The sequence below is a fragment of the Streptomyces sp. NPDC050743 genome (genome assembly GCF_044456925.1).
Taxonomy (GTDB): domain Bacteria; phylum Actinomycetota; class Actinomycetes; order Streptomycetales; family Streptomycetaceae; genus Streptomyces.
Genome location: NZ_JBITGJ010000013.1, coordinates 25,786 through 46,697, shown reverse-complemented (window position 1 = coordinate 46,697; position 20,912 = coordinate 25,786). Strand labels below are relative to the sequence as shown.

The 20,912-nt window shown below is 72.0% G+C and carries 17 protein-coding genes and 1 pseudogene; 8 read left to right on the top strand and 10 right to left on the bottom strand.

The features are described 5' to 3' along the window. Positions 1–4: 4 nt before the first annotated feature. The 5 genes and pseudogenes from ACIBJF_RS15995 to ssd all read right to left on the bottom strand — a co-directional run bounded on the left by ACIBJF_RS15995 (position 5) and on the right by ssd (position 4,357). Positions 5–208, bottom strand: a complete 204-nt coding sequence (locus ACIBJF_RS15995; RefSeq protein ID WP_399174304.1) for a DUF4244 domain-containing protein — start codon at positions 206–208, stop codon at positions 5–7. Between the two features lie 86 nt (positions 209–294). Next, positions 295–1,094, bottom strand: a pseudogene (locus ACIBJF_RS15990) (type II secretion system F family protein). A gap of 106 nt (positions 1,095–1,200) precedes the next feature. Further along, the gene (locus ACIBJF_RS15985) at positions 1,201–2,040 is read right to left on the bottom strand and encodes a type II secretion system F family protein (protein ID WP_399174393.1); all 840 of its coding nucleotides are present in this window, start codon (positions 2,038–2,040) and stop codon (positions 1,201–1,203) included. A gap of 14 nt (positions 2,041–2,054) precedes the next feature. Continuing rightward, complete coding sequence (locus ACIBJF_RS15980; RefSeq protein WP_399174303.1) at positions 2,055–3,254, bottom strand: TadA family conjugal transfer-associated ATPase; 1,200 nt, start codon at positions 3,252–3,254, stop codon at positions 2,055–2,057. Next, positions 3,251–4,357, bottom strand: a complete 1,107-nt coding sequence (gene ssd, locus ACIBJF_RS15975) for a septum site-determining protein Ssd (protein WP_399174302.1) — start codon at positions 4,355–4,357, stop codon at positions 3,251–3,253. Before ssd ends, ACIBJF_RS15980 begins: the two co-directional genes overlap by 4 nt. Before the next feature lie 592 nt (positions 4,358–4,949). Between ssd and ACIBJF_RS15970 the strand changes: the two genes are divergently transcribed. Then, positions 4,950–5,780 (top strand): HAD family hydrolase, encoded by an 831-nt coding sequence (locus tag ACIBJF_RS15970; RefSeq protein WP_399174301.1) that lies wholly within the window; start codon positions 4,950–4,952, stop codon positions 5,778–5,780. Positions 5,781–6,156: 376 nt separating this feature from the next. Here ACIBJF_RS15970 and ACIBJF_RS15965 read toward each other — a convergent pair whose 3' ends face one another. Next, entirely contained in the window at positions 6,157–6,981 is an 825-nt protein-coding gene (locus ACIBJF_RS15965) for an oxidoreductase (protein WP_399174300.1), read from the bottom strand. A gap of 101 nt (positions 6,982–7,082) precedes the next feature. Here ACIBJF_RS15965 and ACIBJF_RS15960 point away from each other — a divergent pair, with 101 nt between their 5' ends. Beyond that, positions 7,083–8,075, top strand: coding sequence for an ATP-binding protein (locus ACIBJF_RS15960; protein WP_399174299.1), 993 nt, complete (start codon positions 7,083–7,085; stop codon positions 8,073–8,075). A 43-nt stretch (positions 8,076–8,118) separates the two neighbouring features. Here ACIBJF_RS15960 and ACIBJF_RS15955 read toward each other — a convergent pair whose 3' ends face one another. After that, the gene (locus ACIBJF_RS15955) at positions 8,119–9,402 is read right to left on the bottom strand and encodes a hypothetical protein (RefSeq protein WP_399174298.1); all 1,284 of its coding nucleotides are present in this window, start codon (positions 9,400–9,402) and stop codon (positions 8,119–8,121) included. Between the two features lie 264 nt (positions 9,403–9,666). Between ACIBJF_RS15955 and ACIBJF_RS15950 the strand changes: the two genes are divergently transcribed. From ACIBJF_RS15950 to ACIBJF_RS15925, 6 genes are all read left to right on the top strand, one after another. Continuing rightward, on the top strand, positions 9,667–12,090 hold the full coding sequence (locus ACIBJF_RS15950) for a SulP family inorganic anion transporter (RefSeq protein WP_399174297.1): 2,424 nt from the start codon (positions 9,667–9,669) through the stop codon (positions 12,088–12,090). A gap of 115 nt (positions 12,091–12,205) precedes the next feature. Further along, positions 12,206–14,161, top strand: coding sequence for an acetate--CoA ligase (acs, locus tag ACIBJF_RS15945; protein WP_399174296.1), 1,956 nt, complete (start codon positions 12,206–12,208; stop codon positions 14,159–14,161). A 189-nt stretch (positions 14,162–14,350) separates the two neighbouring features. Continuing rightward, complete coding sequence (gene nhaA / locus ACIBJF_RS15940) at positions 14,351–15,793, top strand: Na+/H+ antiporter NhaA (protein ID WP_399174391.1); 1,443 nt, start codon at positions 14,351–14,353, stop codon at positions 15,791–15,793. Positions 15,794–15,938: 145 nt separating this feature from the next. Next, positions 15,939–16,427: a phage holin family protein gene (locus ACIBJF_RS15935; RefSeq protein WP_399174390.1), complete on the top strand. Its 489-nt coding sequence runs from the start codon at positions 15,939–15,941 to the stop codon at positions 16,425–16,427. Further along, complete coding sequence (locus ACIBJF_RS15930; protein WP_399174295.1) at positions 16,424–17,344, top strand: alpha/beta fold hydrolase; 921 nt, start codon at positions 16,424–16,426, stop codon at positions 17,342–17,344. Before ACIBJF_RS15935 ends, ACIBJF_RS15930 begins: the two co-directional genes overlap by 4 nt. Before the next feature lie 200 nt (positions 17,345–17,544). Continuing rightward, a complete protein-coding gene (locus ACIBJF_RS15925) occupies positions 17,545–17,724 on the top strand; it encodes a hypothetical protein (RefSeq protein WP_399174294.1) in 180 nt (59 codons plus the stop codon). A 43-nt stretch (positions 17,725–17,767) separates the two neighbouring features. Here the strand turns inward: ACIBJF_RS15925 and ACIBJF_RS15920 are convergent, their stop codons facing one another. From ACIBJF_RS15920 to nth, 3 genes are all read right to left on the bottom strand, one after another. Next, positions 17,768–18,967: a MarP family serine protease gene (locus tag ACIBJF_RS15920; RefSeq protein ID WP_399174293.1), complete on the bottom strand. Its 1,200-nt coding sequence runs from the start codon at positions 18,965–18,967 to the stop codon at positions 17,768–17,770. Positions 18,968–19,083: 116 nt separating this feature from the next. Next, positions 19,084–19,779: an NUDIX hydrolase gene (locus tag ACIBJF_RS15915; protein WP_399174292.1), complete on the bottom strand. Its 696-nt coding sequence runs from the start codon at positions 19,777–19,779 to the stop codon at positions 19,084–19,086. 54 nt (positions 19,780–19,833) lie between these two features. Then, positions 19,834–20,862, bottom strand: a complete 1,029-nt coding sequence (gene nth, locus ACIBJF_RS15910) for an endonuclease III (protein ID WP_399174291.1) — start codon at positions 20,860–20,862, stop codon at positions 19,834–19,836. Positions 20,863–20,912 lie beyond the last annotated feature (50 nt).

Sequence of the window (20,912 nt, the reverse complement as noted above, 5' to 3'; positions counted from 1 at the left end):
TCGCTCACATCCGCGCACTGAGGGCCTTCTTCACGATGTCCTGCAGCTCCGTCTTGACCTGGCCGCTGGTGACGACCTCGTAGAGCAGCAGCGCGAACCCGACGGCCGCGATGATCCCCATCGCGTACTCGGACGTCACCATTCCGGCATCCCCGCGGCGCTTCCCCCACAGCCGGACCGCCGTCGCTTCCTTGATCTTCCTGTGCATTCCAACCCCCGTGAGATTCAGGTCTTTGTGGTTCTCTGCGATTGCTCGGTTCGTTGTCCGCCTGGGCTCGTTCGCTCTCGTACGCCTCACCTGCCTCCCATCACGCCGCCCGCGAGGCCGATCACGACGGGCAGCACGCCGACCGCGATGAAGGCGGGCAGGAAGCACAGGCCCACCGGCGCGGAGATCAGTACGGCCGCGCGCCGGGCCCGGGCCGTCGCGGTGCGGGCCCACTGCGCACGTGCGTCGGAGGCGAGGCGGGCGGCCGGGCCGGCCGGCCGGCCGGCCGGCCCGGCCGCCGGAAGCCCGGACTCGTCGGCCCGCTCCAGCAACCGCGCCAGCGCCCCGGCGCCGGGCAATTCGGCCAACCTCCGCCAGGCGGCCGCCGGTTCACCGCCGAGCCGCACCTCGGCCGCGCCCCGCGCCAGCGCCTGACCCACCGGCCCGTCGAGCGCCTCCCCCACCGCCTGTGCGGCGATCACCGGTCCGGCGCCGGCCGCGATGCAGGCGGCCAGCAGATCGGCGGCGAGCGGGAGTTGCCGTGTGGCGGCGGCCGTGCCGACCGGCTCCGCCCGGCCGACCGCCACCTGCCGGCTCCGCCACCACCGCAGCACGACCCCGGCACCAGCCCCAGCACGGCCCCGGTCACCCCACCGACCAGGACCCAGGCGCCGCACACCACCCCCGCCAACGGCAGCCACCGCCGCAGCGTGCCCGCCGACGGGAACCGCCTCCTTGGCGCCGGCACGTCCAGACCGAGCAGCTCGGCCACCCGCTGCCGCGCCCGACGCCGTCTGCGGACCAGCTCCAACCACCGAACCGCCCAGCCGAGGACCAGCACAACACCCCCGACCATCCCCAACCTGTGGACAACTTCCCCGCTCATGCCACCCGCTCTCCCCACATGTCCCAGCCGGCGCAAACCATCACGCGCCCCGTCCCGCGCACACCGCTCCCCCGCAGTCCCCTCCCGACTCCCTGCCGGCCCGCGCTCACACCACCCCCGCCCCCCGCACGATCCGCACGGCCCACCACATCCCCGCCGCCTCGAAGGCGGATCCGATCGCCAGGCAGCCGAGGCCGGCACCCGTGTGGAGGAGGACGTGGAGCGGATCGGCGCCCATCGCCGAGCCAAGGAGGAGGCCGAGGGCGGGGAGTACGGCGAGCAATACCGTGGTCGCCCGGGCGCCCGCCAACTGGGCGCGCAGGTCGGCATGTTGGTCCCGCTCGGCACGCAGGGCCGCGTCCAGGCGGTCCAGGCCCGCCGCGAGCCCGGCCCCCTGGTCCACGGCCACCCGCCAGCACGCGGCCAGCCCGAGCAGGCCCTCGGCGCCCGGCTGCCGGGCCGCCGCGGTGAGCGCGCCGGGCACGTCCCCGCCGAACCGCGCCGCCGCGACCACGGCCGCCCGCGCCTCGCCGAGCCCGCCGGAGTCCCGCGCCGCCCGCAGCAACGCCTCGCCCGGCTGTCGTCCGGCGCGCACCTCCCCGGCGAGAGCCCCGCACAGGGCGATCACCGCGTCCGCCCGCCGCTCCCGCCGGGCCTGCCGGGCCAGCCGCACCCGGCGCAGCACCGGCACCCCGGCCGCCCCCGCGACGACCGGAATCACCGAGGCCCCCACCAGCCCGAGCAGCAGACCGGCGGCGAGGGCCCACCACTCGGCTCCCAGCCGGCCGCGCAGCCGCCGTAGTTCCACGAGGGCCCGGTCCCAGGAGGGTGGGCCGGTCGCGACCACTCCGCCACCCGCGAGCAGCAGCCGCGCCCGCCGCATTCCGCAGTGCCGGCCGCCCAGCAGCCAGACCAGGGCGCCGAGGCAGATCAGCGCCGCGCCCATGGACGTCTCACCGATCACTCGCCCGCACCCCTCTCCGAGTCCGCTCCGACCTCCAGGAGCCGCTCCAGCCGCTCCCAGCCCCGCTCCCGTACGAAGGCCTTCTCGCCCCAGCGCAGGGCCGGCAGCGTCCGGACCAGCCCCGTGGCGTCCCGCTCCAGCACGTGCACCTCGGCGATCCGGCGCCGCCCGGACCGGTCCCGGACGAGGTGCAGGACCACGCAGAGGGCGGCCGCGAGCTGGCTGTGCAGCGCGGCCCGGTCGAGTCCAGCGGCCGTGGCCAGCGCCTCCAGGCGGGCCGGGACGTCTCCGGCGGCATTGGCGTGGACCGTGCAACAGCCGCCCTCATGACCCGTGTTGAGGGCCGCGAGCAGATGGACCACCTCGGGTCCGCGGACCTCTCCGACGACCAGCCGGTCGGGCCGCATCCGCAGCGCCTGCCGGACCAGGTCCTCCAGGGTGACCAGGCCGGCGCCCTCCTGGTTGGCGGGCCGGGTCTCCAGCCAGACGACGTGCGGATGGTCCGGGCGCAGCTCGGCCGAGTCCTCGGCCAGCACGATCCGCTCGCCCGCGCCGACCAGCCCCAACAGGGCGCTGAGCAGGGTCGTCTTGCCGCTTCCGGTGCCGCCGCTGACGAGGAAGGACAGCCGGGCCGCGAGCAGCGCCCTGAGGATCCGGTCGCCGCCGGGCGGCACGGTGCCGGCCTCGACCAGTTCCTCCAGCGTGAACGCCCGGGGCCGTACGACCCGCAGGGCCAGGCAGGTGCAGCCGACGGCGACCGGGGGCAGCACCGCGTGCAGGCGGGTGCCGTCGGGCAGCCGGGCGTCCGCCCACGGCCGGGCGTCGTCCAGCCGGCGTCCGGCCACGGCGGCCAGCCGCTGCGCGAGGCGCCGTACGGCCGCCGCGTCGGGGAAGGTCACCGGGGTCAGTTCCAGGCCTCCGCCGCGGTCCACCCACACCCGGTCGGGGGCGGACACCAGGACGTCGGTGACGTCCGGGTCGGCGAGCAGCGGCTCCAGGGGGCCGGTGCCGACGAGTTCGGACCTCAGCTGCCGGGCCGCGCCGAGGACTTCGGCGTCGCCGAGCACCCGGCCCTGTTCGCGCAGGGCCTGGGCCACGCGCGCGGGGGTGGGCTCGGCGCCGCTCTCGGCCAGCCGGCGCCGGACTCCGTCGAGCAGGGCGGCGCCGTCCGCGCGGTCGAGTCCGGGGAGGGTCATCGGGTGCCTCCGGCCTCGACCAGCGCGCGCTCCCAGAAGTTCGTGCAGAAGCGGGCGAGCGGGCCGCGTCCGGTCGCGGCGGGCGGTTTCGCACCGCCCCATGGGCGCAGCAGCGGCGGTTCGACCGGTACCTCGCCGGCCAGCGGCAGGCCGAGCAACCGGGACACCTCCCGGTCGTCCAGGCCCGGTGCGTACGGCCCGCGTACCGCCACGCGCAGGTCGCGCACGACCATGCCGACGGCGGAGGCGACCCGCCCGGCGGCCGCGATCGCGCGCAGTTCGGCGGGGACGACGAGCAGCGCCAGATCGAGCTGGGCGAGGACTTCGGCGACGCCGTCGTCGAGACGGCGGGGCAGGTCCACCACGACCGTGCCACCGCGCCGCCGGGCGGCGGCGAGCACCGCGCGCACGGCCTGGGGCGGGACGGCGACGCAGTCGCCGCGGTCCCAGCTCAGCACGCGCAGGGAGTGCAGTTCGGGCAGCGACTCCTCCAGGGCGCTGCCGCCGACCCGGCCGCGGGAGGCGGCGAAGGCGGGCCAGCACAGTCCGTCGGCGCTCTCGCCGCCGAGGAGTACGTCGAGTCCGCCGCCGAGCGAATCGGCGTCCACGAGGAGGGTGCGCAGTCCCTCGCGGGCGGAGGTGACGGCGAGCGCGCACGCGAGCGTGGAGGCGCCAGCCCCGCCCCGGCCGCCGATCACCCCGACGGTGAGGGCCGGGCGGCCGACTCCCTCGGCGACGTCGGCGATGCGGTCGACCAGCCACTGCTCGCCGTCGGGCAGCATCAGGACGTGGTCGGCGCCGATCTCGACGGCGCGTTGCCACACCCCCGGGTCGTCCTGGTCACGGCCGACCAGCACCACTCCACGGCGGCGGGTGGCCCCGCCGACCCGGCGGACGGCATCGTCGCCCACCAGCACCAGCGGGGCCGCCTCCCAGCCGTCGCCGTGTGCGGGGACGCCGTGGTGGACCTCGGGCGTGGCGCCGGCCGCCGCGCACAGGCGCAGCAGGTCGTCCAGGAGTTCGGCGTCCTCGGTGACGATGAGCGGCCTGCCCGGCCGGTCCGGGGCGCCGGGCGGCGGGTCGTGGGTGACGGCTGCGGTCACGGGTGTTCCCCCTTCGCTGCGTGGGCCGCACAGCCCCTGCGGCCACGCGATTCCCAAAGGTGTGAAGAACCGGCAAGCGGCCCCCCATATGAACGGCCGACAGAAACCGGCCATAGGCGCCCCGGCAATCGGAACCGGCCATGAACTCGCCGCGGCCGAGCGCGCTGGAATCACGGTGCAGCGATCCGCGAAATCATGTGGATCTTGGACGAAAACTGTGGACAACTCGGGGCCTGTGAATATCGCCGTCACCCATACCGGTGAGCCCTCTGCCGATCCCTGTCCGACTTCCACAGAGCAGCGCGACGATTACCCGGAGTAACGGATCGCGGGCGCACGGAAGCGGCGGCCGCGGCGGCGTCGTACCGGCCCCGCAGTCGCGTGAAGAAAGGGGAAGGAGGAGAAAACCCGTCCGGACATGCGACGACCCCCGCCGGGGGGGAGAGCGGGGGTCGTCCCCACGGCCGACTCGGGGGGGGAGGAGTCGGACCGGGTTAGCACGGTCGCGAACGATCCGTGACTTCCATGGTGTACCCGAGAGCCCTCTCAGGCAAACCCACGCGCCCCACCTTACGCCGAATGGTGGGCGCCTATGCTCTGGGGCGTGGAAAACCACTCCTTGCCCCGCGCAGCAGCCTTCTTTGATCTGGACAAGACGGTCATTGCGAAGTCGAGCGCGCTCACCTTCAGCAAGTCCTTCTACCAAGGCGGGCTGATCAACCGCAGGGCCGCGCTGCGTACCGCATATGCCCAGTTCGTCTTCTTGGTCGGGGGCCTGGATCACGACCAGATGGAGCGCATGCGCGAGTATCTGTCCACCTTGTGCCGCGGCTGGAACGTGCAGCAGGTGCGGGAGATCGTCGCCGAGACCCTGCACGATCTGATCGACCCGATCATCTACGACGAGGCCGCCTCCCTCATCGAGGAGCACCACACGGCCGGCCGGGACGTGGTGATCGTGTCGACCTCGGGCGCCGAGGTGGTCGAGCCCATCGGCGAACTGCTGGGCGCGGACCGGGTGGTGGCCACGCGCATGGTCGTCGGCGAGGACGGCTGCTTCACCGGGGAGGTGGAGTACTACGCCTACGGCCCGACCAAGGCCGAGGCGATCCGGGAGCTGGCCGCGTCCGAGGGCTACGACCTCGACCGGTGCTACGCCTACAGCGACTCGGCGACCGATCTGCCGATGCTCCAGGCCGTGGGGCACGCGCACGCGGTGAACCCGGACCGTGTCCTGCGCCGCGAGGCACTCGCGCGCGGCTGGCCGGTTCTGGAGTTCCGCCGGCCGGTCCCGCTGAAGAAGCGGCTGCCCACGCTCTCCGTCCCCGCCCGCCCCACACTGGTCGCGGCGGCGGCCATAGGAGCGGCGGCCGCGACCGCCGGCCTCGTCTGGTACGCCAGCCGGCGCCGAGGAACCGTCTGACGCCGAGCACCGCCTCAGGCTGGAGCACGGTCCGGCCGAGGCCCGTTTCAGCCTCGTTTAGACCTAAAAGTAAAGAACCGGAGGCAGGGGTTTCGCTTCCCCCCGGCACGCGGTACAAAGACGTTAGGCCCGCGAGACCAAAGGACATCCGAGAGGATCACCTACCACTACGCACTTGGCCCCACGGACCACGCATGGACACCGAGCACCCACGCGACGTCGACCCGTCGATTACGGGCCAGCCGCACCAGGTGACGGGCAAAGTCCCCGACCTGATGGGCAGATATCGAGGACGCTTGGTAACCCGGTGAACATGCCAGCGGCGGTACGAGGACTCGTACCGCCGCATTTGTGTCCGCGACTCCCGGACGTTCTCTCAGGCCGCGCCGCGCTGCAGCGCCTCGCACACGGCCGTCGACTCGCGCGCACCCAGTTCGATCGCCCGGCCGCAGTGCGCGATCCACGCCGCCATGCCCTCGGGGGTGCCGGAGACGTATCCGTCCAGCGCCGCCAGATAGGAGGCGCGGCCCAGTTCGGCGTGGCCGACCTCGGGCGGGCAGATCGCCTTCGGGTCCAGGCCGCTGCCGATCAGCACGATCCGCTCGGCCGCGCGTGCGACCAGGCCGTTGTGCGACACGAAGGGCCGCAGCGCGAGCAGCTCGCCGTGCACCACGGCGGCCGTGACCAGCGCGGGCGCGGACGTCCCCGCGATGATCAGGTCCGCGAGCCCCTCCAGCCGCCCGGAGACCTCCCGGGCGTCCGGCAGCGGCACCTCGATCAGCGGTTCGTCGACCGGCTCGCCGGCCTGGCGCGGCCTGCCGACCTCGTCGCCCTTGGTCGCCGCGGCCACCAGGTGCAGCCGGGCCAGCACCCTGAGGGGCGACTGCCGCCAGATGGACAGCAGCTGTCCCGCCTCCGCCGACAGCCGGAGGGCCGCACCCATGACGCGCGCCTCGGCGTCGCCGCCGAAGTCGGTACGCCGCCGCACCTCCTCCAGCGCCCAGTCGGCGCCGGACAGCGCCGCGGAGGCGCGGGCACCGCGCAGGGCCGCCTCGGAGGTGATCTCGGCGCTGCGGCGCCGCATGATCCGGTGCCCGTAGACCCGGTCCACGGCCTTGCGCACGGATTCCACGGAGTCGGCCACACCGGGCAGGGAGCCCAGGGCCGCGAGCGGGTCGGCGTTCGCGCCTGTCGTACTCATGAGTACGACACTACGCATCCCATCGGCCGACCCCTCGAAGGAGTGGTCTTCTTCACGCCCGAGTGCCACTTACAGCTATCGTCCGACTACCGTTGGCGAACATGAAAATTGCTTTCGTCGGGAAGGGCGGCAGCGGCAAGACCACGCTCTCCTCCCTCTTCATCCGCCACCTCGTGGCCACCGGCGCCCCGGTGGTCGCCATCGACGCGGACATCAACCAGCACCTCGGGCCCGCGCTCGGACTCGATGAGGCGGAGGCGGCCGCGCTGCCCGCCATGGGCGAACGGCTGCCACTGATCAAGGACTACCTGCGCGGCAGCAACCCGCGCATCGCCTCCGCCGCCACGATGATCAAGACGACCCCGCCCGGTGAGGGCTCGCGGTTGGTCCGGGTGCGGGAGCCCAATCCGGTCTACGACGCCTGTGCGCGTCCGGTGGAACTCGACGGCGGCGCCGTCCGTTTGATGGTCACCGGCCCCTTCACGGACGCCGACCTGGGGGTCGCCTGCTACCACTCCAAGACGGGAGCGGTGGAGCTGTTCCTGAACCACCTCGTCGACGGCCCCGACGAGTACGTCGTGGTCGACATGACGGCCGGTTCGGACTCCTTCGCCTCCGGCATGTTCACCCGCTTCGACATGACGTTCCTCGTCGCCGAGCCGACCCGGAAGGGGGTCTCCGTCTATCGCCAGTACAAGGAGTACGCCCGCGACTTCGGCGTCGCCCTGAAGGTCGTCGGCAACAAGATCCAGGAACCGGACGACGTCGACTTCCTGCAGACGGAGGTCAGGGACGACCTGCTCGTGACCGTCGGGCACTCGGACTGGGTGCGTGCCATGGAGAAAGGCCGGCCGCCCCGGTTCGATCTGCTGGAGGAGGCCACCGCCCGCGCCCTGCGCACCCTGCGGACCACCGTGGACGCCACGTACGCGGCGCGGGACTGGGAGCGCTACACCCGCCAGATGGTGCACTTCCACCTGAAGAACGCCGAGGCGTGGGGCAATGAGCGCACCGGGGCCGACCTGGCGGCGCAGGTCGACCCGGCCTTCATGCTCGGCGAAAGCCTCGGCGCGCAGGCCGCAACCGCCGTGTGACGCCCACGACTTGCGCGCGGCACCTCTGACCTGCGCGTGACGCCTACGGTCTGAACGCCGGCGCCCCGGGCACTCCCTTGGGCGCCGGGGCCGGGCGGCCGGAGAGGAAGGAGGCCCAGCCCTGCCTGGGGACCTCGCCCACCTCCAGGGTGCGCAGCCTCTCAAGGGTCTTCGGGTCCTGGGCGTCCAGCCAGTCGACCAGCTGGTGGAAGGACACACAGCGCACCTCGGGCTTGTTGCAGACCTCCTTCACCGTCTCCTCGACGGCGCGCATATAGGTGCCGCCGTTCCAGGACTCGAAGTGGTTGCCGATGATCAGCGGGGCGCGGTTGCCGTCGTAGGCGCGGTAGAAGCCCTTGACCAGGCCGTCGCGCATCTGGTCGCCCCAGTAGCCGAACTTGTCCGGGTCGCCCTGGGTCTTCGTGCCGGACTGGTTGACCATGAAGTTGTAGTCCATGGTCAACTGCTCATAGGTGTGCCCCGGGAACGGCACCAGTTGCATCGACAGGTCCCACAACCCGTCCTTCCTCTTGGGCCAGACCTGGTTGCCGACCCCGCTGGAGTCGTAGCGGAAGCCCAACCGACGGGCCGCCTTCATGAAGTTCTTCTGGCCCTCCAGGCACGGGGTGCGGGCGCCGATCAGCTCCTTGTCGTAGTCGAAGGGCAGCGGGGCCGACTTCCTCATGCCGGTGTTGGTCTTCCAGGTCTTCACGAACTGCTTGGCCTGGGCGATCTCGCTCTCCCACTCCTCCACCGACCAGGTGCCGACCCCTCCGTCGGTCCCGCAGAAGTGGCCGTTGAAGTGCGTGCCGATCTCATTGCCCTCCAGCCAGGCCAGCCGTGCCTGCTTGACGGTGTCGGCGATGCCCTTCTCGTCGTTGAAACCGATGTCGGAGCTGCCCGGCGAGTGCTGGGGCGGCTTGTACTGGTCGCGCTTCTCCTCCGGCAGCATGTACACGCCGCTGAGGAAGTACGTCATGGTCGCGTGGTTGTCCTTGGCGACCTGGCGGAAGTGCGAGAACAGCTTCTGGCTGTCCTCACCCGCGCCGTCCCAGGAGAACACCACGAACTGCGGGGACTTCTCACCGGGCTTCAGCCGCTCGGGTCTGGGCAGATGCGGCTGCCCGCCGGTGTACGCGGTGGATCCGTCGCCGATCAGCCGGAACACGCTGCCCGGAGCCGGGGCCCCCCTCTGCGGGCCGGGCGCAGCTTGCTTGGCGCCGTGAGAACGGTGGGAGCCGTCGGCGCCGGTCGCGCAACCGGCGAGCGACGAGGCACAGGCCGCGGCGACCATGGCACCGACGGCGATCCTCTGGGTGGCGGCCATGTTCCGCCCACCTTCTTCCTTCTCTCAGGCAAACGCCGACGAGGGCCGTTTTCTGGTCATGCGCCGGGCTCGAACCGACAGCGCCGCCAAGGTCGCACGGGGTCGAGAAGGAACTAGTACGACAAGCCGATCAAGAGCTGAGTTCGCTCATGCGAGGGATCGGATGAGCCGTTTGCCACGAAAAGTTATGCACGGCCTTTACGCGGCATTACGTTTCCTTTGCCAAGCATTGCTCCATCCCGCCGCCCCGGAGGAGACGGGACCATGTCAGCCTGCGCACCCCCGCACACCCAGCACCCGCACCCACCGCACGGCCCGCCATCCGGCGGACGCCGCCGCTTCCCCGTCGCAAGCGCCGACCTGTCGGCGTCCGTCGCGGTCTTCCTGATCGCCCTGCCCCTGTCCCTCGGCATCGCCCTGGCCACCGGTGCCCCGCTCCAGGCCGGCCTCGTCGCCGCGGCCGTGGGCGGACTCGTCGCCGGCCGGCTCGGCGGCTGCCCGCTCCAGGTCAGCGGCCCCGCCGCCGGACTCAGCGTGGTCACCGCCGACCTGATCCACCGCTACGGCTGGCGGGCGACCTGCGGCATCACCGTCCTCGCCGGACTCGCCCAACTCGGCCTCGGCTGCCTGCGCGTGGCACGCGGCGCGCTCGCGGTCAGCCCGGCCGTCGTACACGGCATGCTCGCCGGGATCGGCATCACCATCGCCGTCGCCCAGCTGCACATCGTCCTCGGCGGCAACCCCGACAGCTCCGTCCTCGCCAACCTGCGCGCTCTGCCCGCCCAGTTGGCCCACCTGCAGCCGGCTGCCGTCTCGATGAGCGTGCTGACGCTCGCCCTGCTGCTTGCCTGGCCGCGCCTGCCCGGCCGCACCGGCCAGGCGCTCCGACGCGTGCCGGCCGCCCTCGTCGCCGTCGCCGGGGCCACCGGCACGGCCGCCCTGACCGGCCTGGCGCTGCCCCGGGTCGACCTGCCGTCCTGGCGCAGCCACGCCCTGGCCGGGCTGCCCGAGGGCCCGGCGCCGGGCCTGGCCGCCGCCGTGCTCACCACCACCCTGGTGTGCAGCGTGCAATCGCTGCTCGGCGCGGTGGCCGTGGACAAACTCGTCGCGGCCCGCCCCGGCCCGGTCCCCCGCGTCGGCCGCTGCGACCTGGACCGGGAGCTGCTGGGCCAGGGCGCCGCCAACATGGTCTCCGGGGCGCTCGGCGGACTGCCGGTGGCCGGCGTGGCCGTGCGCAGCACCGCCAATGTGAAATCGGGTGCGGTGAGCCGGAACTCCACGATGCTGTACGGCGTTCTCGTAGTAGTCGCCGCGCTGCTGATGGTCCCGGCCCTGGAGGAGATCCCGCTCGCCTCCCTCGCCGCCCTGGTGATGGCCGTCGGTATCCAGATGGTGTCCCTGCACCACATCCGCACGGTGACGCGCCACCGCGAAGTGCTGGTCTACGCCGCGACCACACTCGGTGTGGTGCTCCTCGGCGTCCTTGAGGGCGTGCTCCTCGGGATCGCCGTGGCGGTCGCTCTCGCACTGCGCCGCCTGACCCGCACCCGCATCACCCATGAAGACAAGGAAGGAGTCCATCACGTACGGATCCGAGGCCAGCTGACGTTCCTCGCGGTGCCCCGGCTCAGCCGGTCCCTGCATCTCGTGCCCCAAGGCGCCCACGTCGTCGTGGAGTTGGACGGCTCGTTCATGGACCACGCGGCGTACGAGTCGCTGCAGGATTGGCGCACCTCCCACACCGCGCACGGCGGTACGGCCGAGCTGAGGGGCCGGCGCGGCGGAATCCGGACCGCCGAAGCGACCCTGACCGCCGAACCGACCATGACCACCGGGCCGACTCCGCCTGCCGGACACACCCCGCCCACCGGGGCGCCCCCGCCCGCCCGGTGCCGCTGCCGTCCCTGGACTCCCTGGCGCAATCACCGGTCCTGCTTCCCGGAAGCCGCCACCCCGGCGAGCCAGGAGGCCGGAGGAGACGCGGGACGGGAGGCCGGACGGGACGCGGGACGGGAACTCGCCCGTGGGATCGGCTCGTTCCAGCGCAACACCGCGCCGCTGGTGCGGGCGGAGCTGGCGCGGCTCGCACGGGAGGGGCAGCGCCCCGCGCAGCTCTTCCTCACCTGTGCCGACTCCCGGCTCGTCACGTCGATGATCACCGCCAGTGGTCCGGGTGACCTGTTCGTCGTCCGCAACGTCGGCAACCTGGTGCCGGCGCCGGGCGAGGAGTGCGGCGACGACTCGGTGGCGGCCGCCGTCGAGTACGCCGTGGACGTACTGAAGGTGCGGTCCATCACGGTGTGCGGGCACTCCGGGTGCGGGGCGATGCAGGCCCTGCTGACCGCCGAACCCGGGGGTGCGGCCACGCCGCTGGGGCGGTGGCTCAGGCACGGCCTGCCGAGCCTGGAGCGGCTGGCCGACGAACGGCACGCCCGGCCCCGGCTGGCCGGGCGGGCCCCGGCCGACGCGGTGGAGCAGTTGTGCCTGACCAACGTGGTCCAGCAACTGGAGCACCTGCGGGCGCACGCCCCTGTAGCGCGGGCGCTGGCGGCCGGGGAGCTGGAGCTGCACGGGATGTACTTCCACGTGGGCGAGGCGCAGGCGTATCTGCTCGGTCGAACCGGGACGGTGTTCGCGGACGTGAGAGAGGACGGGAGCGCGGCGGAGGAGCTGCGCAGTCCGGCGTGAACGATCGCCCCAGAGAGGTCTAAACCAATTTGGCCGTGGACTCTTGTCATCGGACCCCCGGGTCTGATGAGCTGTGGCCTGGGACACAACGGACACCCTTCGAGAGGGAGATGTCGTGAGCAACGAGAGCCTGGCCAACCTGCTGAAGGAAGAACGCAGGTTCGCGCCCCCCGCCGACCTGGCCGCGCATGCCAACGTCACCGCGGAGGCGTATGCACAGGCCAAGGCTGACAGGCTCGGCTTCTGGGCCGAGCAGGCCCGCCGGCTGACCTGGGCCAAGGAACCGACCGAGACGCTGGACTGGTCGAACCCGCCGTTCGCCAAGTGGTTCAAGGACGGCGAGCTGAACGTCGCCTACAACTGCGTGGACCGGCATGTGGAGGCCGGGCACGGGGACCGGGTCGCCATCCACTTCGAGGGCGAGCCCGGCGACAGCCGCTCGATCACCTACGCCGAACTGAAGGACGAGGTCTGCAAGGCGGCCAACGCCCTGTTGGAGCTGGGTGTCCGCAAGGGCGACCGGGTCGCCATCTACATGCCGATGATCCCGGAGACCGCCATCGCGATGCTGGCCTCGGCCCGCATCGGCGCGGCGCACTCGGTGGTCTTCGGCGGCTTCTCGGCGGACGCGCTCGCGACGCGCATCCAGGACGCGGACGCCAAGGTCGTCATCACCGCCGACGGCGGCTACCGGCGCGGCAAGCCGTCCGCGCTCAAGCCGGCCGTGGACGAGGCGATCGACAAGGTCGACAACGTCGAGCACGTGCTCGTGGTCCGCCGTACCGGCCAGGAGGTCGCCTGGACCGAGGGCCGGGACGTGTGGTGGCACGAGAGCGTCGAGCGGCAGTCCGCCGAGCACACCCCGGAGGCGTTCGAGGCCGAGCACCCGCTGTTCATCCTCTACACCTCCGGCACGACGGGGAAGCCGAAGGGCATCCTGCACACCTCCGGCGGCTACCTCACCCAGACGGCGTACACCCACTGGGCGGTCTTCGACCTCAAGCCGGAGACGGACGTGTACTGGTGCACGGCCGACGTCGGCTGGGTCACCGGGCACTCGTACATCGTCTACGGCCCGCTGGCCAACGGCGCGACGCAGGTCATGTACGAGGGCACGCCGGACACCCCGCACCAGGGCCGGTTCTGGGAGATCGTGCAGAAGTACAAGGTCACGATCCTCTACACCGCGCCGACGGCGATCCGGACGTTCATGAAGTGGGGCGACGACATCCCCGCCAAGTTCGACCTGTCCTCCCTGCGCGTCCTCGGCTCGGTGGGCGAGCCCATCAACCCCGAGGCGTGGATCTGGTACCGCAAGAACATCGGCGCGGACAAGACGCCCGTGGTGGACACCTGGTGGCAGACCGAGACCGGCGCGATGATGATCTCGCCGCTGCCCGGCGTCACCGAGGCCAAGCCCGGCTCCGCGCAGACCCCGCTGCCCGGCATCTGCGCGACGGTCGTCGACGACGAGGCGAACGAGGTGCCCGACGGCGGCGGCGGCTACCTGGTGCTGACCGAGCCGTGGCCGTCGATGCTGCGCACCATCTGGGGCGACGACCAGCGGTTCATCGACACCTACTGGTCCCGCTTCGAGGGCAGGTACTTCGCCGGTGACGGCGCGAAGAAGGACGACGACGGCGACATCTGGCTGCTGGGCCGGGTCGACGACGTGATGCTCGTGTCCGGGCACAACATCTCCACCACCGAGGTGGAGTCGGCGCTCGTCTCCCACCCGTCGGTCGCCGAGGCGGCCGTCGTCGGTGCCGCCGACGAGACCACCGGCCAGGCGATCGTCGCGTTCGTCATCCTGCGTGGTACGGCCGCGGAGACCGAGACGCTCGTCGGCGAGCTGCGCAACCACGTGGGCGCCACGCTCGGCCCGATCGCCAAGCCCAAGCGGATTCTGCCGGTGGCCGAGCTGCCCAAGACCCGCTCCGGCAAGATCATGCGCCGGCTGCTGCGGGACGTGGCCGAGAACCGCCAGCTCGGTGACGTGACCACGCTGACCGACAGCACGGTCATGGACCTCATCCAGACCAAGCTGCCCGCGGCGCCCAGCGAGGACTAGGCGAAACGACGGCAAGGGGCGCCCGGTGTCACCACCGGGCGCCCCTTTTCGTTCGGCTCACTAACCTCCGGCGTCAAAATCGGGTAAAATGGCGATCTCAGGGTGTGCCGGGAAGTCTGGTCGGCGACGCCGTCGGCGATCCCGGGCGACGGCGTGATCATCGCCGTACCGACCCCGGAGGTTCCCGCCGTGGCCGCGCCCCGCACCCCGAAAGCCCCTCGCAAGGTCCTCGGACGTCTGTCCCTGCCCGAGCGGGCCTTCGTCGCGGACGCGCTGCGGACCGAGACCGTCGGCGGTGTCCTGCTGCTCCTCGCCGCCGTGGCGGCGCTGATCTGGGCGAACATCCCCGCCCTGCACCACAGCTACGAGTCCGTCAGCCACTTCCACCTCGGCCCCGCCGCGCTCGGCCTGCACCTGTCCGTTGCGCACTGGGCCGCCGACGGCCTGCTCGCGGTGTTCTTCTTCGTCGCCGGTATCGAGCTCAAGCGGGAACTGGTCGCCGGGGACCTGCGCGAGCCCAGGGCGGCCGTACTGCCCGTGGTGGCCGCGCTGAGCGGCATGGCCGTACCGGCGCTCGTCTACGCCCTCACCGCCCTCACCGGGCACGGCTCGGCACAGGGCTGGGCGGTGCCCACCGCGACCGACATCGCCTTCGCGCTCGCCGTCCTCGCGGTCATCGGCACCTCCCTGCCCAGCTCCCTGCGCGCCTTCCTGCTCACCCTCGCGGTGGTCGACGACCTCTTCGCGATCCTGATCATCGCGGTCTTCTTCACCGACCGGCTGAACTTCGCCGCGCTCGGTGGGGCCGCCGCCGGACTGGCGGTGTTCTGGCTGCTGCTGCGCAAGGGCGTACGCGGCTGGTACGTGTACGTGCCGCTCGCCGTGGTGATCTGGGCGCTGATGTACAACAGCGGCGTGCACGCCACCATCGCGGGCGTGGCGATGGGCCTGATGCTGCGCTGCACCACCCGGGAGGGTGAGCAGCACTCGCCGGGCGAGCACATCGAGCACCTGGTGCGGCCCCTGTCCGCCGGGCTGGCCGTGCCGGTGTTCGCGCTGTTCAGCGCAGGGGTGGCGGTCTCCGGCGGGGCGCTCGGGGACGTGTTCACCAAACCGGAGACGCTCGGCGTCGTCCTCGGTCTGGTCGTCGGCAAGACGATCGGCATCTTCGGCGGCACCTGGCTGACCGTCCGCTTCACCCGCGCCTCCCTCAGCGAGGACCTCGCCTGGGCCGACGTCTTCGCGGTGGCCTCCCTCGCCGGCATCGGCTTCACCGTCTCCCTGCTCATCGGCGAACTCGCCTTCGCCGGCGACGCCGTCCTCACCGACGAGGTCAAGACGGCCGTCCTCACCGGATCGCTCCTCGCGGCGCTGTGCGCGACGGTGCTGCTGAAGGTCCGCAACGCCAAGTACCGCAGGCTGTGCGAGGAAGAGGAGCGCGACGATGACCTCGACGGCATCCCGGACGTGTACGAACAGGACGACCCGGCCTACCACCTGCGCATGGCCCGGATCCACGAGCGCAAGGCCGCCGAACACCGCCGGATCGCCGCCGAGAAGGCGACCGCCGCACGCCACGGGCTTCAGGAAGTACCGGGCGGGGCAGGCGATGAGGACGACCGTCCGGCATGATCTGACGAGACGGTACAAAACAAGACGGCCACACGAGCGGGCCCCGCCCGCCGCGTACAGCACGCGCATGACGTACGACGGCATGCGTATGACGTACGACGGCACGGCACGCCCGCGGCACAAGAGACTTCTGAGGGAGAACGCGATGAGCGCACCCGACGGCAGCCCGGTCGGCGCCGAACGCAGCATCGGCCAGCTGTTCGCCTCGGCGACGACCGAATTGTCGGCGCTGGTGCACGACGAGATCGCCCTGGCCAAGGCCCAGCTGAAGCAGGACGTCAGGCGCGGCGCGACCAGCGGCGGCGCGTTCACGGCGGCCCTGGTGCTGCTCGTCTTCTCGCTCCCGATGCTCAACTTCGCCCTCGCCTACGGCATCCGGACCTGGAGCGGCTGGAACCTCGCGATCTGCTTCGTGCTGTCCTTCGCGGCGAACGTGCTCATCGCCGGCCTCCTCGCGCTGATCGGCGTGGTGTTCGCGAAGAAGGCCAAGAAGAGCCGGGGCCCGCAGAAGGTGGCCGCCTCGATGAAGCAGACGGCGGGGGTGCTGCAGAACGCCAAGCCGCACCCGCGCGCGGAGCTGTCCGAGGATCGGGCCCCCGCGGCCATCGAGGCTGTGGCACGCTCACAGTCATGACGGACCCCGCCCCCTCGGCCGTACGCATCGATGGTCCCTGGACGCACAGGGACGTCGCCGCGAACGGCGCGCGCTTCCACATCGCCGAACTCGGCGACGGCCCCCTGGTGCTGTTGCTGCACGGCTTCCCGCAGTTCTGGTGGACCTGGCGGCACCAGCTGGTCGCGCTCGCGGACGCGGGCTACCGGGCGGTGGCGATGGACCTGCGGGGCGTCGGCGGCAGCGACCGCACGCCCCGCGGGTACGACCCCGCCAACCTCGCCCTCGACGTCACCGGCGTGATCCGCTCGCTCGGCGAACCGGACGCGGCGCTGGTCGGCCACGACCTGGGCGGCTATCTGGCGTGGACGGCGGCGGCGATGCGGCCCAAGCTCGTCCGGCGGCTCGCGGTCGTCTCGATGCCGCACCCGCGGCGCTGGCGCGCGGCGATGCTGCGGGACGCCCGGCAGACGGCCGCCAACTCCTACATCTGGGGTTTCCAGCGGCCGTGGATCCCGGAGCGTCAACTCACCGCGGACGGCGGTGCGATGGTGGGCCGGCTGATCCGGGACTGGTCCGGTCCGCGGCCGCCGGAGGACGAGGCGGTGGAGACCTACCAGCGGGCCATGTGCATCCCGTCGACGGCGCATTGCTCGATCGAGCCCTACCGCTGGCTGGTGCGCTCACTGGCCCGCCCGGACGGCATCCAGTTCAACCGCAGGATGAAGCGGCCGGTGCGGGTGCCCACGCTGCATCTGCACGGCTCGCTGGACCCGGTGACGCGCACGCGCAGCGCCGCCGGTTCGGGCGAGTACGTCGAAGCCCCCTACCGCTGGCGCCTGTTCGACGGCCTCGGCCACTTCCCGCACGAGGAGGATCCGGCCGCCCTCTCCGCGGAGCTCGTCAACTGGCTGAAGGATCCCGAGCCGGACCGGTGACACACGTCCCACCGGTCACGTACTGCGGTGAATTCACCCGGATCGGTGATGGACACCGGTGACCGTGCGGTGACGGTTCGATGCGTGGAGTATCCGGTGCCTGAACAGTTGTCCGCCGAACGGCCACATGCCCGCCGCATAGGCCAATTGGGCGGCGCTCAGGCGGTTATCGACCTTCGGGCAGGGGCACACGTCGGGGTATGGGCTGGACGCACGACTACAGTGACGCACCCCGCAACCGCCGCTTCGGCGCCGGTGTGAGCACCTCTCAGCGAGGCAATCCGCAACTCGCGGAAACGGACCTCCGCGTGGGGATTCCGCGCATCCTGCGCCGCCGGGCCCGCTGGGTCTCGGTGCGTCTGCGTCACCCGCGCGGCTGAGCCTGCCGCAGGCCTTCCGAGGGGCCAGGAGCTCTCCAGAGGCTCACAGGGCGCAGCTGTCCGTACCCACCTGCTCGTTCGCCGTACGTCCCTGCCGGATGTCGGGCTGGATCTCGTCCGCCGTGAGGGCGTAACCGGTCTCGGCGTCGTCGAGGGACTTGGCGAACACCACGCCGTACACCCGGCCGTCGGGGGTGAGCAGCGGGCCGCCCGAGTTGCCCTGGCGGACGGTCGCGTACAGCGAGTAGACGTCGCGGCGGACGGTGCCGTGGTGATAGATGTCCGGGCCGTTGGCGGTGATGCGCCCGCGCACACGCGCGGCCCGCACGTCGTAGGAGCCGTTCTCCGGGAAGCCCGCGACGATCGCGCCGTCACCGCCGGCCGCGTCCCTCGCGGAGAACCGCAGGACGTTCGCCTTCAGGTCGGGTACGTCGAGCACGGCGATGTCGCGCTTCCAGTCGTACAGGACCACCTTGGCGTCGTACTTGCGGCCCTCGCCACCTATCTGCACGGTGGGCGAGTCGACGCCGCCGACGACGTGCGCGTTGGTCATGACCCGGCGGTTCGCGAAGACGAAACCGGTGCCCTCCAGGACCTTGCCGCAGCTCTCGGCGGTGCCGGTCACCTTGACGATGGAGCGCTGGGCGCGCACGGCGACCGGGCTGTTCGCGAGGGCCGGGTCGGGCGGCTGGACGTCCTTGATCGGCTCGTTGGCGAACGGGCTGAAGACCTGCGGGAAGCCGTTCTGCGCGAGGACGGAGGAGAAGTCGGCGAACCAGGTGTCGGCCTGCGCGGGCAGCGCCCGGGAGACGCCGAGCAGCACCTTGGAGCCGCGGACCTCCCTGCCGAGCGTGGGCAGGGTGGTGCCGGCCAGGGCGGAACCGATCAGCCAGGCGACCAGCAGCATGGCCACGACGTTGACCAGGGCGCCGCCGGTGGCGTCCAGGGCGCGGGCCGGCGACCAGGTGATGTACCGGCGCAGCTTGTTGCCGAGGTGGGTGGTCAGGGCCTGTCCGACGGAGGCGCAGACGATGACGACGACCACGGCGACCACGGCGGCGGTGGTGCCGACGTCGGCGTTGCCAGTCGCGGCGTCCCAGATCACGGGCAGCGTGTACACGGCGACGAGGCCGCCGCCCAGGAACCCGATCACCGACAGGATGCCGACGACGAAGCCCTGGCGGTAACCCACGACCGCGAACCACACGGCCGCGACCAGCAACAGGATGTCCAGCACGTTCACCGCTTCAGGCCTCGCCTACTCACTCCGGTCCCCGCGGCCCGGCCGGGGGTCCGGCCCGCCACGCGGTGGCACAGGGACCCAGCGTCCCCCGGAAAACACCGCACGGGATCACCCTGTCATGACCGCCAGTCGAGTGGGACCTGCTTCCCTCTGTCCCAGGGGCGCTCCCAGCCCGCGAAATGCAGCAGGCGGTCGATCACCCCGGCCGTGAAGCCCCACACCAGGGCCGATTCGACCAGGAATGCCGGACCTCGGTGGCCGCTGGGGTGGACGGTGGTGGCGCGGTTGGCGGGGTCCGTGAGATCCGCCACGGGGACCGTGAAGACCCGCGCCGTCTCGTTCGGGTCGACGACGCCCACCGGGCTGGGCTCGCGCCACCAGCCGAGCACGGGCGTGACGACGAAGCCGCTGACCGGGATGTACAGCGCGGGCAGCACACCGAAGAGCTGGACGCCCGCGGGGTCCAGGCCGGTCTCCTCCTCGGCCTCGCGCAGCGCGGCCCTGAGCGGCCCGTCGGTGTGCGGATCGCCGTCCTCGGGGTCGAGCGCGCCGCCGGGGAAGGACGGCTGCCCGGCGTGCGAGCGCAAGGAGCCGGCCCGCTCCATCAGCAGCATCTCCGGGCCGCGCTCGCCCTCGCCGAACAGGATCAGCACGGCCGACTTGCGGCCCGAGCCGTTCTCCGGCGGCAGGAAGCGGCTCAGCTGGAGCGGTTCGATCGTCTCGGCGGCCCGCACCACCGGCGCCAGCCACTCCGGGAGCCCCTCCTTGCTCAGCGTCACCGATCCGCCCCGCGTCTCACTGGCCCTCGCCATCGCCACCCCCCTCGCTCTGCCTGTCCAACGCCCGAGGACCCCGAGATCGTTCCGTCACGCGGCCCCCAGTGGCGGGGCCGGCCTGCCGCCCGCGTCGAGGTAGGCCTGCGGGGGCTTCAGGCGCTGGCCGGGGAAGCCGCCCTTCTCGTACTTCAGGAGCTTCTTCGCCTTCTCCGGGTCGGTCTCGCCCTCGCCGTACGCCGGGCAGAGCGGGGCGATCGGGCAGGCACCGCAGGCGGGCTTGCGGGCGTGGCAGATACGGCGGCCGTGCCAGATCACGTGGTGGGAGAGGTCGGTCCACTCGCTCTTCGGGAACAGCGCGCCGACGGCCGCCTCGATCCTGTCCGGGTCGGTCTCCTCGGTCCACTGCCAGCGCCGCACCAGCCGCTGGAAGTGCGTGTCCACGGTGATCCCCGGCCGCCCGAAGGCGTTGCCGAGCACGACGAAGGCGGTCTTGCGGCCGACGCCGGGCAGCTTGACCAGGTCCTCCAGCCGGCCGGGCACCTCGCCGCCGAAGTCCTCCGCGAGGGCCTTGGAGAGTCCCATGACCGACTTGGTCTTCATCCGGAAGAACCCGCAGGGCCGCAGGATCTCCTCGACCTCCTCCGGATTGGCGGCGGCCAGCTCCTCGGGGGTGGGGTACTTCGCGAAGAGCGCCGGGGTCGTCTGGTTGACGCGCAGGTCGGTGGTCTGGGCCGACAGCACGGTGGCGACCAGCAGCTGGAAGGGGTTCTCGAAGTCCAGCTCGGGGTGGGCGTACGGGAACACCTCGGCGAGTTCGCGGTTGATGCGGCGGGCGCGGCGGACCAGGGCCGTGCGGGACTCGTCGCTCGGCGGCTTGACGGCGACCTTCTTGGCGGGCGCCGCCTTCTTCACGGCCACGGCCTTCCCTGTGGCCACGACCTTCTTGGCCGGGGCGACCTTCTTGGCAGAGGCGACCTTCTTGGCGGAGGCCGCCTTCTTGGTCGAAGCCGCCTTCTTGGCCGGAGCCGCCTTCTTGGCTGAGGCCGCCTTCTTGGTCGGCGCGGCCTTTTTTGTCGTTTTTGCGGTTTTCTTACTACCGCCGGAGCCCTGTTCGCCCACGGCGGAATCGCGACGTACAACCACCCGCTAAGCCCCCTTGGCCTGTGCTC